This is a genomic window from Telluria sp. ZT3P26 (genome assembly GCF_059686035.1).
On record NZ_JCASII010000002.1, the window covers coordinates 89007 to 105033 of the forward strand.

General features: G+C 62.7%; 12 protein-coding genes. 5 read left to right on the forward strand and 7 right to left on the reverse strand.

Annotated elements, in window-relative coordinates:
- Positions 1-13: 13 nt before the first annotated feature.
- Both kynA and AC56LN_RS08240 read left to right on the forward strand, forming a co-directional pair.
- Entirely contained in the window at positions 14-901 is an 888-nt protein-coding gene (kynA, locus tag AC56LN_RS08235; RefSeq protein ID WP_499570866.1) for a tryptophan 2,3-dioxygenase, read from the forward strand.
- Positions 902-927: 26 nt separating this feature from the next.
- Positions 928-1308, forward strand: coding sequence for a VOC family protein (locus AC56LN_RS08240; protein ID WP_499570868.1), 381 nt, complete (start codon positions 928-930; stop codon positions 1306-1308).
- Positions 1309-1449: 141 nt separating this feature from the next.
- On the opposite strand, the gene ssb is transcribed toward AC56LN_RS08240, so the two are convergent.
- Positions 1450-1971 carry a single-stranded DNA-binding protein gene (ssb, locus tag AC56LN_RS08245; protein ID WP_258836787.1) on the reverse strand — a complete coding sequence of 174 codons (522 nt, stop codon included), beginning with the start codon at positions 1969-1971 and terminating at the stop codon, positions 1450-1452.
- Positions 1972-2440: 469 nt separating this feature from the next.
- Here ssb and uvrA point away from each other — a divergent pair, with 469 nt between their 5' ends.
- Complete coding sequence (gene uvrA / locus AC56LN_RS08250) at positions 2441-5302, forward strand: excinuclease ABC subunit UvrA (protein WP_499570870.1); 2862 nt, start codon at positions 2441-2443, stop codon at positions 5300-5302.
- Between the two features lie 405 nt (positions 5303-5707).
- On the opposite strand, the gene AC56LN_RS08255 is transcribed toward uvrA, so the two are convergent.
- Positions 5708-7573, reverse strand: coding sequence for a phosphoenolpyruvate carboxykinase (GTP) (locus AC56LN_RS08255; RefSeq protein WP_499570872.1), 1866 nt, complete (start codon positions 7571-7573; stop codon positions 5708-5710).
- Between the two features lie 369 nt (positions 7574-7942).
- Between AC56LN_RS08255 and AC56LN_RS08260 the strand changes: the two genes are divergently transcribed.
- The gene (locus AC56LN_RS08260) at positions 7943-8935 is read left to right on the forward strand and encodes a D-2-hydroxyacid dehydrogenase family protein (protein WP_499571596.1); all 993 of its coding nucleotides are present in this window, start codon (positions 7943-7945) and stop codon (positions 8933-8935) included.
- Between the two features lie 168 nt (positions 8936-9103).
- On the opposite strand, the gene AC56LN_RS08265 is transcribed toward AC56LN_RS08260, so the two are convergent.
- Positions 9104-9859 carry an L-asparaginase gene (locus tag AC56LN_RS08265; RefSeq protein WP_183555178.1) on the reverse strand — a complete coding sequence of 252 codons (756 nt, stop codon included), beginning with the start codon at positions 9857-9859 and terminating at the stop codon, positions 9104-9106.
- A 145-nt stretch (positions 9860-10004) separates the two neighbouring features.
- Here AC56LN_RS08265 and AC56LN_RS08270 point away from each other — a divergent pair, with 145 nt between their 5' ends.
- On the forward strand, positions 10005-10490 hold the full coding sequence (locus AC56LN_RS08270) for an asparaginase domain-containing protein (RefSeq protein ID WP_499570875.1): 486 nt from the start codon (positions 10005-10007) through the stop codon (positions 10488-10490).
- A 57-nt stretch (positions 10491-10547) separates the two neighbouring features.
- Here AC56LN_RS08270 and AC56LN_RS08275 read toward each other — a convergent pair whose 3' ends face one another.
- From AC56LN_RS08275 to AC56LN_RS08290, 4 genes are all read right to left on the reverse strand, one after another.
- Positions 10548-11444, reverse strand: a complete 897-nt coding sequence (locus tag AC56LN_RS08275) for a recombination-associated protein RdgC (protein WP_183555176.1) — start codon at positions 11442-11444, stop codon at positions 10548-10550.
- Positions 11445-11519: 75 nt separating this feature from the next.
- Complete coding sequence (gene dinB, locus AC56LN_RS08280) at positions 11520-12626, reverse strand: DNA polymerase IV (protein ID WP_499570876.1); 1107 nt, start codon at positions 12624-12626, stop codon at positions 11520-11522.
- A gap of 77 nt (positions 12627-12703) precedes the next feature.
- Positions 12704-13975, reverse strand: coding sequence for an acetamidase/formamidase family protein (locus AC56LN_RS08285; protein ID WP_499570878.1), 1272 nt, complete (start codon positions 13973-13975; stop codon positions 12704-12706).
- A gap of 126 nt (positions 13976-14101) precedes the next feature.
- Positions 14102-15904: a S8 family peptidase gene (locus AC56LN_RS08290; RefSeq protein ID WP_499570880.1), complete on the reverse strand. Its 1803-nt coding sequence runs from the start codon at positions 15902-15904 to the stop codon at positions 14102-14104.
- Positions 15905-16027: the final 123 nt, after the last annotated feature.

A 16027-nucleotide genomic window follows, 5' to 3' on the forward strand; every position in this document is an offset into this window, starting at 1 on the left:
AAAAGAGGACACGATGCCCTGCCCTGTTACCCCGGATTCGTCCGCCAGCAACGCCGATGTGGGTGGCTGCCCTGTCTCGCAGCCCGGCTACCATGGCGCCAAGCTCGATTTCAGCAAGGACATGAGCTACGGCGACTACCTGTCGCTCGACACGATCCTCAACGCCCAGCATCCGCTGTCGCCCGAGCATAACGAGCTGCTGTTCATCGTCCAGCACCAGACCAGCGAACTGTGGATGAAGCTGATGCTGCACGAGCTGCACGGCGCGCGCGACAACATCGCGCGGGGCCAGCTGCCGGCGGCGATGAAGATGCTGGCCCGCGTCGCTGCGATCATGAACCAGCTCGTGCATGCATGGGATGTGCTGGCGACGATGACGCCGCCCGAGTACACGGCGATCCGTCCGTACCTGGGCGCGTCATCGGGGTTCCAGTCGCACCAGTATCGCGAGATCGAATTCATCTTGGGGAACAAGAACGTCACACATTTGCAGGTGCACCAGCACAAGCCTGAAGCGCATGCGGCGCTGCAGGGCGTGCTGGATAAACCATCGCTGTACGACGAAGCGATCATGGTGCTGGCGCGCAGCGGGCTAGCGGTGGATGCGGCGCGGCTTGCCGGGCCGTGGCATCAGGCGACGCGGTCGGATCCGTCGGTGAAGGCGGCGTGGATGGTCGTGTATCGCGACACTGACCAGTACTGGCCGCTGTATGAGCTGGGTGAGAAGCTGGTGGATATCGAGACAGCGTTTCGCTTGTGGCGCTTCCGGCATGTGACGACGGTGCAGCGCGTGATCGGATTCAAGACGGGCACGGGCGGCACGGACGGCGTGGGGTATCTGCGCAAGATGCTCGATGTCGTGCTGTTCCCGGAGTTGTTCGAGTTGCGCACCGAGTTGTAATCAACTTCATTCAAGGACCGCCTGTCATGATTTCCCATCTCGACCACCTGGTGCTGACGTGCACCGACCTCGATGCGACGAAGCACTTTTATACGGAGGTCATGGGCATGCGTCTGGAAACCTTTGGCGCGGGGCGCATCGCCTTCAGATTCGGCAACCAGAAGATCAACCTGCATCAGCGTGGCGCCGAGTTCGAGCCGAAGGCGCACCTGCCGGTGCCGGGGGCGCTGGATCTGTGCTTCATTGCCTCGGTGCCGCTCGATCAGGTCATTGCGCATCTGGGCAGCTGCGACTGGCCCATTGTCGAAGGGCCGGTCGATCGGACTGGGGCCACCGGCAAGATCCGCTCGGTGTATGTGCGTGATCCGGATCTGAATCTGATCGAGATTTCGGAACTGATGGGCTGAAATGGTTGCGGGGCGTACAGTGGCGCTATTGTGCAGGCGGCTTTTTAGTTCCTTGATCGAAAACTCCATATAGCGAGGGCACAAAAAAGCGCCGTGAGTCACAGACCCACGGCGCTTTGATCGCTCCAACAACATTCAGTCTTAGAACGGAATGTCGTCATCCATATCCGAGAAGTTCGGCGCCGGCTTCGGCTGCGGACGTGCTGCCGGTGCCGGTGGCGCCTGACGTGGCGCTTGCTGGCGTGGCTGCTGTGGCGCCGAGTAGTCGTCGTCCATGCCGCCACCGCCCATACCGCCGCCCATACCGCCGCCGTCGCCGCCCATGCCCTGGCGACCGCCCAGCATCTGCATGTTTTCAGCGATGACGTCGGTTGCATAGCGCTCGATGCCGTCCTTGTCGGTGTACTTGCGGGTCTGCAGACGGCCTTCGACGTAGACCGACGAACCTTTTTTCAGGTATTGCGCGACGATCTCGGCCAGGCGGCCAAAGAACGAAATACGGTGCCACTCGGTCAGCTCTTTTTGCTCACCGGTGTTGCGGTCTTTGGATTTGTACGAGGTGGCGACCGCGATGTTCGCGATGGCGTCGCCGCTCGGCATGTAGCGCACTTCTGGGTCGCGGCCGAGGTTGCCGACGATGATGACCTTGTTAACTGATGCCATTTGATTACTCCTGCTGGGTATGATCAGCCCTGACTCTGCATGCTTCTAGGCGTCAGGGAACGTGGTGGTACAGCGCACTATTATGAGGCCGGCGCCCGGATTTGCCACAACAATTTGTTGAAATCCATCAGCCGTAACGCAGCGTCATCCCGTCGATTTTGTTGTCAACCCGACCTCATCCACAGCTCGGCAGGGAAATTTATTTTACGAATCTGAACGCTTTGTCATTGAACCGTTCAGAGGGCGACCCACATACGGCGGACATGTCGTTGTCCAGGCCATCGCGCCACCCGGATGCGCTTGCCGATCCGGCAAGGCGCACATTAGAACCACTGGACAAATATACAGCCGTCACAAAAACCAGCTACACTAACGGGTTCTCCCCGATTGGCCCGCTGACCCGGTCGCTTAGCGTTCGCGGCTCCGCCACGGTGGCCCACATAAACTAATAGAAAGTCTGCCCAACTTAATGGAAGAAATTCGCATTCGTGGTGCCCGCACGCACAATCTGAAGAACATCAACCTCGACCTGCCGCGCAACAAGCTGATCGTGATCACGGGTTTGTCGGGCTCCGGCAAGTCCTCGCTCGCTTTCGACACCTTGTATGCCGAAGGCCAGCGCCGCTATGTCGAGTCGCTGTCGGCCTACGCGCGCCAGTTCCTGCAGCTGATGGAAAAGCCCGATGTCGACCTGATCGAGGGCCTGTCACCAGCCATCTCGATCGAGCAAAAGGCGACCTCGCATAATCCGCGCTCGACCGTCGGCACCGTCACCGAAATCCACGATTACCTGCGCCTGCTGTATGCGCGCGTCGGCACGCCGTATTGCCCGCAGCACCCGCACCATCCGCTGGCCGCGCAGACCGTGTCGCAGATGGTCGACTCGGTGCTGGCCATGCCGGAAGGCACCAAGCTGATGATCCTGGCGCCGGTCGTGGCCGGCCGCAAGGGCGAGCATGGCGACCTGTTCCTGTCGATGCAGGCCCAGGGCTTCGTGCGGTTCCGTATCGCCAGCGGCGTGGCGGCGGCCAAGATCTACGAGATCGACGAGCTGCCCAAGCTCAAGAAGACCGAGAAGCACACGATCGACGTCGTGATCGACCGCATCAAGGTCAATCCGGACATCAAGCAGCGCCTGGCCGAGAGTTTCGAGACCGCACTGCGCCTGGCCGATGGCCGCGCGGTCGCGTACGAAATGGACACCGAGAACATGACGGTGTTCTCGAACAAGTTCGCCTGTAATGTCTGCGGCTACTCATTGCAAGAGCTGGAACCGCGCCTGTTCTCGTTCAATAACCCAATGGGCGCCTGCCAGGAATGCGACGGCCTGGGCCACATCGAGTTCTTCGATCCGAAACGGGTCGTGGCCTTCCCGCACTTGTCGCTGGCGTCCGGCGCCGTGAAGGGCTGGGATCGCCGCAACCAGTTCTACTTCCAGATGCTGCAGAATCTGGCATCGCACTACGACTTCGACCTCGACGTGCCGTTCGACAAATTGCCGGCGGCATCGCAGGATGCCGTGCTGTTTGGCTCGGGCAAGACAGCGATCCCGTTCAGCTATGTGAACGAACGCGGCCGCACCGTGATTCGCGAACACACGTTCGAAGGCGTCGTCAACAACCTGCAGCGCCGCTATCGCGAAACCGATTCGATGGCCGTCAAGGAAGAGCTGGCGAAGTTCATCAACGAGAAGAAATGCCCGTCGTGCGAAGGCGCGCGTCTGCGCACCGAAGCGCGGTACGTGAAAATCGGCCAGGGCGCCCAGCAGCGCGCGATCTATGAAGTGTCTGATAAACCGCTGCGCGATACGCTCGAATTCTTCGAAACGCTCGAACTGACCGGCGCCAAGAAGGACATCGCCGAGCGCGTGATCAAGGAGATCATTTCGCGCCTCAAGTTCCTGAACAACGTGGGTCTGGATTACCTGTCGCTCGACCGCAGCGCGGACACCTTGTCCGGCGGCGAAGCGCAGCGTATTCGCCTGGCGTCGCAGATCGGCTCGGGCCTGACAGGCGTCATGTACGTGCTCGACGAGCCGTCGATCGGCCTGCACCAGCGCGACAACGATCGCCTGATCGCGACGCTGAAACACCTGCGCGACATCGGCAACAGCGTGCTGGTGGTCGAGCACGACGAAGATGCGATCCGCACTGCCGACTACATCGTCGACATGGGGCCGGGTGCGGGCGTGCATGGCGGGCAGATCATCGCCGAAGGCACGCTCGAGCAGATCATGAAGAACGAGCATTCGGTCACGGCCCAGTACCTCGACGGCCGGCGCCGGATCGAAGTGCCGAAGAAGCGCACCAAGGCCGACCCGGCGCGCCAGTTGGTGATCACGGGTGCCAAGGGCAATAACCTGAAGGACGTGACGCTGACGCTCCCGGTAGGCTTGATGACCTGTATTTCGGGCGTCTCGGGTTCGGGCAAGTCGACCCTGATCAACGACACGCTGTACCCGGCGCTGTCGCGTCACCTGTACGGTTCGCAGACCGAGCCGGCCGAGCATACGTCGATCCACGGCCTGGAACACTTCGACAAGGTGATCTCGGTCGACCAGGCGCCGATCGGTCGCACGCCGCGCTCGAATCCGGCGACGTACACGGGCCTGTTCACACCGATCCGCGACCTGTTCTCGACGGTGCCGACGGCCAAGGAACGCGGCTACAGCGCGGGCCGCTTCTCGTTCAACGTCAAGGGCGGGCGCTGCGAAGCGTGCCAGGGCGATGGCGTGATCAAGGTCGAGATGCACTTCCTGCCGGATGTGTACGTGCCGTGCGACGTCTGCCACGGCAAGCGCTACAACCGCGAAACGCTGGAAGTCAATTACAAGGGCAAGAACATCACCGAGGTGCTGGAAATGACCGTCGAGGATGCGCACGAGTTCTTCAAGCCGGTGCCGGTGATTGCGCGCAAGCTGCAGACGCTGCTGGACGTGGGCCTCGGTTACATCAAGCTGGGACAAAGTGCGACGACCCTGTCGGGCGGTGAAGCGCAGCGCGTGAAACTGTCGCTCGAGCTGTCCAAGCGCGATACGGGCCGTACGCTGTATATCCTGGATGAACCGACGACCGGCCTGCACTTTGCCGACATCGATCTGCTGCTCAAGGTAATCCACCGCCTGCGCGACCAGGGCAATACGCTGGCGATCATCGAGCACAACCTGGACGTCATCAAGACGGCGGACTGGGTGGTCGACCTGGGGCCGGAAGGCGGCGCCGGCGGCGGTGTCATCGTGGCGACGGGTACGCCGGAAGACGTAGCCAAGAACAAGGGCAGCGCCACCGGCAAGTATCTGAAGCCGTTGTTGAAGGCGCCAGCGAAGGCGTAACAAGCCGCTTCAGGCAGCACGATCAAGCAGGGGCAACGCCAACGGCGCTGCCCCTGTTTTTTTATGTTTTCACCGTCGCGAAGACGGCGCCCCCCCATCAGTCGTAGGGTGGACGGGTTCCCCGTCCACGCGGTGATGGCTGGCCGAAAGATCATCCGACAAGATGGCGGCGCCGTTCGCGATCGTGATTGGCAACGAGATAGTCCGGTGCGATTCCAGCGCTGCCGGCGATCACCGGGTGGACGGCCGAGCCGTCCACCCTACGCCGACAGGCCACATCAGGGCAGCGCCAACAGGCCACAAATGAATCAGGGGCAGCGCCACCGGCGCTGCCCCTGTTCTTTTTTTTATATTTTCACCGCCACAAAGACGGCGCCTCCCCCACCAGGCAGTTCGAGCTTAAGCTCAAGCAGCCAGTTGTTTCTCCAGCCGGTCACGCGTGGCCACCAGCTCTTGCGGCAGGTGGTAGGCCAGCTTCTCGAACAGCTCGGTATGCAATTTCAGTTCTTCGCGCCAGGCGTCCTTGTCGATCGACGTGATCTGCGCAAATTGCTGCTCGCTGAAGTCCACGCCTTCCCAGTTCAGGTCGGTGTAGTTCGGCGTGGTGCCGAACAGGTGCTCGGTGCCGCCGGTGGCGCCGGCGGTGCGGTCCAGGATCCACTTCAGGACACGCATATTATCACCGTAACCTGGCCACACGAAGTTGCCCTGCACATCGGTGCGGAACCAGTTGACGCAGAAGATCTTCGGCAATGCCGCTGGATCAATTGCTTCGACCTTCTTGCCCAAATCGAGCCAGTGCTGGAAGTAGTCGCTCATGTTGTAGCCGATGAATGGCAGCATCGCGAATGGATCGCGGCGCACGACGCCCATCTGGCCGGCAGCAGCAGCGGTGGTTTCCGAGCCCATCGCGGCAGCCATGTAGACGCCTTCCACCCAGTCGCGCGCTTCGGTCACCAGCGGCACGGTCGTCGAACGACGGCCACCGAAGATGAACGACGAGATCGGCACGCCGGCAGGATCGTCCCAGGCTGCATCAATCACCGGATTTTGCGTGGCGGCGACCGTGAAGCGCGCGTTCGGATGCGCGGCCTTGGTGCCCGATGCCGGCGTCCAGTCCTTGCCCTGCCAGTCGATCAGGTGGGCCGGTGCTTCCTTGGTCATGCCTTCCCACCAGACGTCGCCGTCGTCGGTCAGCGCGACGTTGGTGAAGATGACGTTTTCACGCAGCGAGGCCATGCAGTTCGGATTGGTCTTGTCGTTGGTGCCCGGGGCCACGCCGAAGTAGCCGGCTTCCGGGTTGATCGCGACCAGCTTGCCATCGGCGCCCGGCTTGATCCAGGCGATGTCGTCGCCGATCGTCGTGACTTTCCAGCCGTTGAATGCCTGTGGCGGGATCAGCATCGCGAAGTTGGTCTTGCCGCAGGCCGACGGGAACGCGGCAGCGATGTATTTCTTGTCGCCTTGTGGCGATTCGACGCCCAGGATCAGCATGTGTTCGGCCAGCCAGCCGGTGCCGCCCTGCTGCGCTTCTTGATAACCCATGTTCGACGCGATGCGCAGCGCGAAGCACTTCTTGCCCAGCAATGCATTGCCGCCGTAGCCGGAACCGAACGACCAGATTTCGCGGGTGTCCGGATAGTGGACGATGTACTTGGTGGCATTGCATGGCCATGCGACATCGGCCTGGCCATCGACCAGCGGCATGCCGACCGAGTGCACGCATGGCACGAAGTCGCCATCCTGGCCCAGCACGTCGTACACGGCGCGGCCCATGCGCGTCATGATGCGCATATTGACGGCGACGTACGGCGAGTCGGACAGTTCGACGCCGATGTGGGCAATTGGCGAACCCAGTGGGCCCATCGAGAACGGCACCACGTACAGCGTGCGGCCGGTCATGCAACCGTCGAACAGGCCGTGCAGCGTGTTGCGCATTTCAGCCGGTTCCATCCAGTTGTTGGTCGGGCCGGCTTCTTCTTTCGTGGCCGAGCAGATGTAGGTACGGTCTTCGACGCGCGCCACGTCCGACGGATCGGACCACGCCAGGTAGGAGTTCGGACGCTTGGCCGGGTTCAGCTTTTTCATCGTGCCAGCGGCGACCATCTCGGCACATAGGCGGTCGTATTCGTCTTCCGAACCGTCGCACCAGTAAATGCTGTCAGGCTTGGTCAGCGCAGCAATCTCAGCCACCCAATTGATGAGTTTTTGATGTTTGATGTAAGCTGGGACGTTCAGTGCGGCGACGCCGCGCATCACGGGTTGGTTCATGGGGATACCTCCAAATGCCAATTAAGAATTCGGGTGGACCGTTACCTTGCATCGTCTTCGGCCGGGGCGCCCTGCGGTCGATCACGACGTTGGGCAAGCGCTCTGCGGCAGAAGCAGGAATCAACACTTGACGATACAGCGGGCAGGTCGGCAGCTTCGAGTGAAGCTGTGCGGTGCATCTCGTGAGCACCGTTGGATACCTGTCATTCGCTTAAGTTCTGCGCCGATTGTACACCCGCAAAACGGCGTTTCGACGGGTTTCACTACAAAAAAGTAGGAAAAATGCCCGACTAATGTAGTAGGCTATTTGGGCATTTGCCCTATCGTGTTATTTGTTTACAGGCAGATCATACAATTGTGACAACACCACTGAAAATCGCGATTCTTGATGATTATCAAGACGCTGCACGACGTCTGGCGTGCTATCCGCTGCTCGATGGCCATGAGGTCAAGGTCTTCCAGAGTTCGACCCGCGGCCTTGGTCAGCTGGCCATCCGGCTGGCGCCATTTGATGCGCTGGTCCTGATCCGCGAACGCACCGCCTTCCCTGCAGCCCTGCTTGCCAGGCTGCCGAACCTGAAACTGATTTCGCAAACCGGCAAGGTCAGCGGCCACATCGACGTCGCCGCTGCGACCGCGCGCGGCATCGCGATTGCCGAGGGCACCGGCTCGCCGGTTGCGCCGGCAGAACTGACGTGGGCGCTGATCATGGCGGCCAGCCGCAAGATCGTGCCGTATGCGACCAATCTGAAAGAAGGACTGTGGCAGACGGCCTCGACCAACCCGGTGCTCAATGGCGTGGGCCGCGTGCTGCGTGGCCGCACGCTCGGGCTCTGGAGCTACGGCAAGATTGGCAAGCTGGTAGCCGGTTATGCGCGCGCGTTCGGGATGCGTGTCGTGGTGTGGGGCAGCGACGCCAGCCGGCAGGCGGCAATCGCCGATGGCTTTGAGGTGGCGCCATCGCGTGAGGCGCTGTTCGAGATGGCCGATGTGCTGAGCATGCACCTGCGCCTGGCCGAATCGACCCGTGGCATCGTCACGGCAAGCGATCTGGCGCGGATGAAACCGGACGCGCTGTTCGTCAACACCAGCCGCGCCGAGCTGGTGGCCGATGGCGCGCTGGAAAGCGCCTTGAAGAAAGGCCACCCGGGCATGGCCGCGCTGGACGTGTTCACCAGCGAGCCGATGGGGCCGGATGCGCCCTTGCTGCGCATCCCGACCGTGCTGGCAACGCCCCACATCGGCTATGTCGAGCAGGACAGCTACGAGTTGTATTTCAGGGCGGCGTTCGAGAATATCGTGCAGTTCGCGCGGGGGGCGCCGACCAATATTCTGAATCCGGAAGCGTTGGGCAAGCGATAAACGCTGCGTTGGAACGGCGTGGTATGCGGGCTGACTTGGGTTCCAGCCTTCGCTGGAACGACGTGCTGCTGTTAGCGGGGCGTGGATGCAGTCGGGTGGTTTGGCCTGCTACCGATGAACGTCGTTCCAGCGCAGGCTGGAACCCAAGGCTAGTACAAAGGCGCAAGCTCAGCGCAGCTCCGGCTCGCCTTTGATGTTGATCTTCGGCGCCGGGAGCACATGCGTGCCGGTCCAGAGCCCGGCCCAGCCCGGCGGCCAGCCAATATCCGGCCCCGCATACGGCTTCAAACCCGCGCGCACCGGTACGATCGGCACCGGCGGCGCTTCGATCAGGCCGCCACCTGGTGGCCGCTCCATGTTCAGGCTATACATATACCCCGGCAGCAGCAGGTCGCATGCCTGCGCGAACCACGCGGTGTGGTCTTCGTCCCGGCCCAGCGCCTCGGCCAGTCCTTGCGGATCGAATTTGGCGAGCGCATGGATCAGCTCATCGGTGCTCGCGCCCGGCACATCGTTCCAGCCCATCACCGGGTTGTTGTTGTACTCGGCGCCCGAGCCATACCAGCCTTCGCGCCAGGTGCGCTGCATCCAGTTGCGCGGCCCCGTAAACAGATGCCAGCGCCAGTGCAGGCCGGACGGTTTGGGCCACGAGTACAGATACAGCTTCTGGTAACCGGCCTCGTGCAGTGCACGCACGACGGCCATCAGGCGCGCGTGCGGCATGCGGTCGGGCGGGGCGCGCCGGAACAGGATCGGCTCGCCGTCGGCGTGCTGCACCTCGTCGTTCGACAGGTTCAGGTCTTGCGCGCGCGATTCGTTGCCGAAACGCGCCGACACCCAGCCGGTGAGCAGGTTGACATGCGTGATCACACCATAGCCGCGATGGCGCTGGAAGATCACGGTTCCGGGGGCAACTGCTTTCATGGCAAATAAGGAAATAGACAGGAGAAAAGAAAAACGATGGGGGAAATGCTCATCCGATCCGGACGATTCTAGCGCAGTCGCCTGGAGATCGCTGATCGTTTGGCGCTATCATGGGCACCTTTTTTCAGCGAGTGGATAAACCAACATGACTTTGCGACTCATCGCCACCGGCGGCACTTTCGACAAGCATTACAACGAACTCAATGGCGTGCTGGGCTTCGCCGAAAGCCATTTGCCAGAGGTCATCAAACGCAGCCGCATGACGGTGCCGGTGGCGCTCGACGTGCTGCCGCTGCTCGATTCGCTCGAGATGGGCGACGCAGACCGCGAGCGTGTGCTGACGACCTGCCAGGCCGCGTCCGAGAAGGCCATCGTGATCGTGCATGGCACCGACACGATGCGCGAGACGGCTGCCGTGCTGGGCGCGGCGGGCCTGGACCAGACCATCGTGCTGACTGGCGCCATGATCCCGTATTCCATTGCCAATTCCGACGCGCTGTTCAACCTGGGTTTTGCCTGCGGCGTTGCGCAGGTGCTGCCGGCCGGTGTGTACGTGGCGATGAACGGCCAGGTGTTCCCATGGGATAACGTGACCAAGAACCGCAGCGCCGGCGTGTTCCAGGAATTATAAACAGAAACGAAAAACGGCCGGACACCAGGTCCGGCCGTTCAATGCACCGGCGCCTGATTACGCCTTGGCTTCGCCGCCCAGCGCTTCGACGATATCAGCCAGCATTTTCGACAGCTCGCCCGTCATCAAGACGATATCGTTGTCGAAACGTTCGTCGTCGTTGTGGGTCGCGCTTTCGCCTTCCTTGATCACGTCCAGCGGCTTGATGCCCTTGATCGCCAGCGACTCGGTCAGCACGAAGCTGACGCGGTCGTTCCAGGTCATGGCCAGGCGCGTGCACTGCTTGCCGGCGGCGATGTGGCGGCGGATGTCGTCCGGTTCCAGCGTGTGCTTCACGTAGCGCACTGCAGCGCGGCTTTCGCCCGTGGCGCGCAGTTCGGTGTCCTGGTCGATCGTGAAGCCGTACGGCGCTTCATCGGCTTCGAGCCAGCCGGTCATCACGGCCACCGGCGAGCGCTGCACACGGAGCGACTCCAGCGGCATCTTGTCGACGGCCTTGAGCAGCAGCTTGACGACGTCGTCGGCCTTGGCCGGGCTGGCCGCATCGACCACGAGCCAGCCATTGACCGGGTCGATCCAGGTCCAGACATTGCTGCGCAGCGTGAACGCGCGCGGCAGCAGTTCGTCGGCCACGCGCTCCTTCAGTTCCTTCATGGCTTTTTTGCCTGGCGGGAAGCCCTGCGCTTCTTCCATCTCGGCCGCCTTGGCCTTGGCCACCTGGTTGATGACCGATGCCGGCAGCAGCTTCTTTTCAGTGCCCAGCATGATCAGCATCTGCTTGTTCACGACATGGACCAGGCCGCCGTTCGGGCGCGGTGCGTCCCAGCCCTGGCGCAGCAATTCGTTGCTGTTGGCAGGCACGAAGCTACCCGGCTCGAGGGCCTTTTCCAGCTGTTCAGGGGTGTAGGCCCAAGGGGCCGGCAGGCGGTAGATCTGGAGATTCTTGAACCACATAGGCTTAATCCGATTGTTTCACTAATACAAGGGAACGACATTCTACGCTGCACAGGAGCCGCAGCGTCAAAAATGTCAGGGGGTTGTCGCGTCATCCAGAGAATCGTCGAACAGCCGTAACTGCTCGACAATCTCGGTGTCGCCCAGGCGCACGCCGACGCCCAATAATCGCACCGGCCGGCTGGCGCGTGCCCAGCCGGTCTCCAGTAAACGTCCATATGTCGGGATGTTGGGCGCATATCCCACACATTCGACGGTTGTCTGCTGGAAGTCCGAAAACTTGATCTTCACGAACAGCTTGTTGATGAATTTTTCAGCATTTGCCCGCTTGATACGGCCCAGCAAATGCTCGTGCAGATCGGGCAGCAGCTTCAGGCAGGCGGCCAGGTCGGGCACGTCCGGCGTGTAGGTCTCTTCGGTGCTGATCGACTTGCGCTCGCGCGAGGTATTCACTTCGCGATGGTCGATCCCGCGGCTCAGGTCATACAGGCGCACGCCGAAGCTGCCCATATGCTCCTGCAGCTTGTCCAGGCTCCAGCCGCGCAGGTCGGCGCAGGTCTGGGCGCCGAGGCGGTTCAGTTTTTCAGCCGTGACCTTGCCCACGCCGTGCAGTTTCTTGACCGGCAGCGCCGCCACAAACGCATCGACTTCTTCGGGCCGCACCAGAAACAGGCCGTCGGGCTTGTTCCAGTCACTGGCGATCTTGGCGACAAACTTGTTCGGGCCCACGCCGGCCGAGGCCGTGATGCCTACCGTCTCGACGATACGGCGCCGGATCTCTTGCGCGATCAGCGTCGCACTGCCCTTGCAGTGCGGCGAATCGGTCACGTCCAGGTAGGCTTCGTCGAGCGACAGCGGCTCGACGATCTCCGTGTAATCCTGGTAGATGGCCATGATCTGGCTGGACGCGATGCGGTATTTTTCCATCGCCGGCGGAATCACCACCAGCTCCGGGCACAGCTTCATCGCCTGGGCCGTGGCCATCGCCGAATGGATGCCGAAGCGGCGCGCCTCGTAATTGCAGGTGGCAACCACGCCGCGCTGCTCGGCGCGCCCGCCCACCGCCAATGGCCGGCCGCGCAGCGACGGATCGTCGCGCATCTCGACCGATGCATAAAAGCAGTCGCAATCGCAGTGGATGATTTTTCGGGCTGGGGCGTTCACGCTGGCGGGCCGCCCCATGCGGTAACACACTGCCGGGGTCGCTTACTGTAATTGCATACAGTATCTTCTAAAAATCTTCCCCGTGCAAATGTTGCTTATTTCCTGGCAGCCTTTTGGGTAAAACCGTTCTTTACCTTGCTGAAGTCGGCCTTGCGGATCATCCCGTGCACGCCCTTCGTGCCGTCGACCACCTGGCTGACCTGGAAGTCGCTGGCCGCGCTCAGGTAGGCAAAGGCGGTGGGACGGTCCATGCCCAGCATCTCGGTCAGGAAGCGGATCGATTCGCGCGTGGCGTCCTTCATCGCTTCATCCAGATCGGGATTCAGGCCGATCGTCACCCAGTGATCGGCCGTCTCGCCCAGCGGCTTGGTCAGGCTGCCCGAGCGCGATGGAATGCCGGGATCGCCTTTCTTGAGCACCGTGATGCGGAAGGTCGGGCGCATCGAATGCTCGAGCGCAGTCAGCGCCACCTCGCCGTCACCCTGCGCCATGTGCGGGTCGCCCGTGTAGAAATTGCCGCCCTTGACCAGCACTGGCAGATAGACGGTCGAGCCGACGCCCAGGTCGTTGATGTCCATATTGCCGCCGTACAGGCCAGGCGGCACCGAGTGCACCGGCTTGGTCGTGTCCGCCGCGACGCCCATCACGCCCATGAACGGCGCGGTCGGGAACGTCACTTCGGTGCCGTTGGCGGTCTTCATCACGGCTTCCCACTTGCCGGCCTTGGTGCGCCGGATCGGGGTAAACACCGACACATTGTTGTAGGCGCTCGGGTTGGCTGCCGAGGCATCCGCTGCCGGCTTGGGGGTCTCTGGGAATTCGCCGGGCAACGCCCCCTTGCCGTGGCGATTCGAAATCACGCCATACGGCACGCGCGGCACGGCCGACAGCAGCTCGACTTTCAGCACGTCGCCCGGCTCGGCGCCGTCGATCGCCACCGGCCCGGTCACGATGTGCGGCCCGTCCTTGGCAAAATCATGGGCCATCGACGAGCCCGTGATGGCGATGCCATCCTTGAGGACCATATTGGCAGGAATGCCCTTGCTGCCAAAATACGCCAGCGGATTGCGGCCCTGGTCCTCAACCAGCCCTTCATGCGACAGTGTGTCGAAGACGACCGTCGCGCCGGACGGCACCGACAGCACCGGCTTCGTGGCCGCGTTTGGCAAGTAGCCCCAGGTGACCGTCTCCACCGTTGAGGGCACGTAATACACCTCGTGCCTGGTGCCGGGGACAACGACCCGCCCCGGCTTGTCGGCCAGCGGTTGCAGCGGGAGCTTGTCGGCAGTCTGGGCGAACACCGCCGTTGCGGGTGCAAACACGGCCAGGGCAAGGGCGGTAGCAAGCGTAATGGTGCGCAATTTCATGATGACTCCGGTCAAAGACTGCATGGCAGGGAACCCTGTATGCATGCAATCAACGTGCCATGTGAAATAACGCAGATCACGCTGCCAACCTGGCCGCGCACGCACCGGCAAGGTGCGAACCGCAGCTTACCGTGTCAACGATAGCGCATACCGACCGTTGCTCGCGCCGGTGCCGCCGCTGACATAACGTACCTGCAGATAGAAGACCGCCGTGCCGGTGCCGATATAGGTCAGCCCGATGGCGTCAGCCATGCCCGCCCGGTTCAGGCTGCCGCCCAGTTGCCTGCCTGCGCTGTCGTACACGTACAGATCGTAGTTGGCCGTGGCCAGCACCGCGCTCAGACTGACCTTCAATGTCTTGCCGGCTGGCAGATCGACCCGGAAGTAATCGGTATCCGTCGTCGCACCGATGTTGCCGGTGATGTTGCCGTTGATCGGATTGGCCGTGGCGATCGTGTTGTTCGCTTCGCTTTCGGCAACCACGACGGGCGCAGGCGCAGGACTGCTCCTGGCCCCTGTCAACGCGGCGGCCGCATCGACGATGCCGGCGCCGCACCCGGCACAACTCGCCGGGAACGCGCGTGCCGTCGACTTCAGCCTTGTTGCGATCTCATCCGGTGTCAGCTTGGTGTTGGCCGCCAACATCAGTGCGGCCACGCCGGCCACGTGAGGCGCGGCCATCGACGTGCCCTGGTAGACCGCGTAGGTATCCGCCAGCGGTCCGCTCCTGCCGCTGTTGAGCGTGGACAGCACACCCGACGTGCCATCGCCGCCCGGCGCGGCCACCGCGACCTGGGCGCCGAAGTTGGAATAGCGTGCCCGCCCGCCAGTACGGCCTGTGGCGGCAACCGCGATCACGCCGGCGCAGTTGGCCGGGCTGGCGCTGCTGACGTCGATGCCCGAATTGCCCGCCGCAGCCACCACGACCGCGCCGCGCGAGCGGGCCCCGTTGATGGCATTCTGCATCGTCGCGCTGCAGGCACCGCCCCCGCCCAGTGACAGGTTCAGCACGCGCGCCTTGTTGGGATTGGCTGGCACACCCGAAACGGTACCGCCGGACGCCCAGGTGATCGCATCGGCAATATCGGATGTGTAGCCCCCGCATTTGCCCAGCGCGCGCACCGGCAGGATTTTGGCGTTGTAGGCCACGCCCGCCACGCCGGCGCCGTTGTTGGTGCGCGCCGCTACCGTGCCGGCCACGTGCGTGCCGTGCCAGCTGGATGGCTGGTCGGAGAACGGCTGGCCGCCACCGCAGGCGCCGGCCGTGACGCCGTCGCCCGGGTCGGTCGCATCGCTGTCGCGCCCGTTTCCGTCATTGCCGATGGCGGCAGTGCTGATGAAGTCGTAGCCAGGCAGGAACTGCCCGCTCAGGTCGGCGTGCGGACGGTAGCCGGTGTCGATCACGGCCACCACCACGCCCGCGCCGGTCGAGATATCCCAGGCCGCCGGCAGGCGCAGCCCGCCAACCGTATCGTAGTAGTGCCACTGGTCGGTATAGCGCGGATCGGTCGGCGTGGCCGCATGCGTCATGATGCGGTCCGGCTCGGCATATTCGATCGATGCATCGCGCAGCATCATCTCGGTCGCCAGCGAGCGCACCTCGGCCAGATTGTGCCGGCGATCGAGCCTGAACACTTTCGCGCCGTTCGCCAGCGCATGGCTTTCGCGGACCAGTACGCCAAACTGCTGGCCGGCGCGATCAATCCTGGCCTTGCGCGCACTGCTGCCGCCCTCCACGATCACCGTCGATCCGTTGGCGGCGGGCTTGGCGTCGCGGTACTTCACGATGACGCGGTCGGTTTCCAGAATGGACTGCGGCTCCTGGGCGCCCGCGGCGGCGGCTGCGCACACCGGGAGGGATGCCAGCGCCAGCCAGAATGCAGCGCGCTGCGTTAACGCCGCGGCGTGCATCGAATACGTTTGTTTCATGATTTTCCCCGTTCAAGTTCTGCATCAGGCATGTCGATGCGCCTGAGTCTTGACAAGACCAGCTGCACCGGGCGCCGCACGATAGCGGCAGATTTCAGAGTAGCCCTAGGGAAACATATTGTC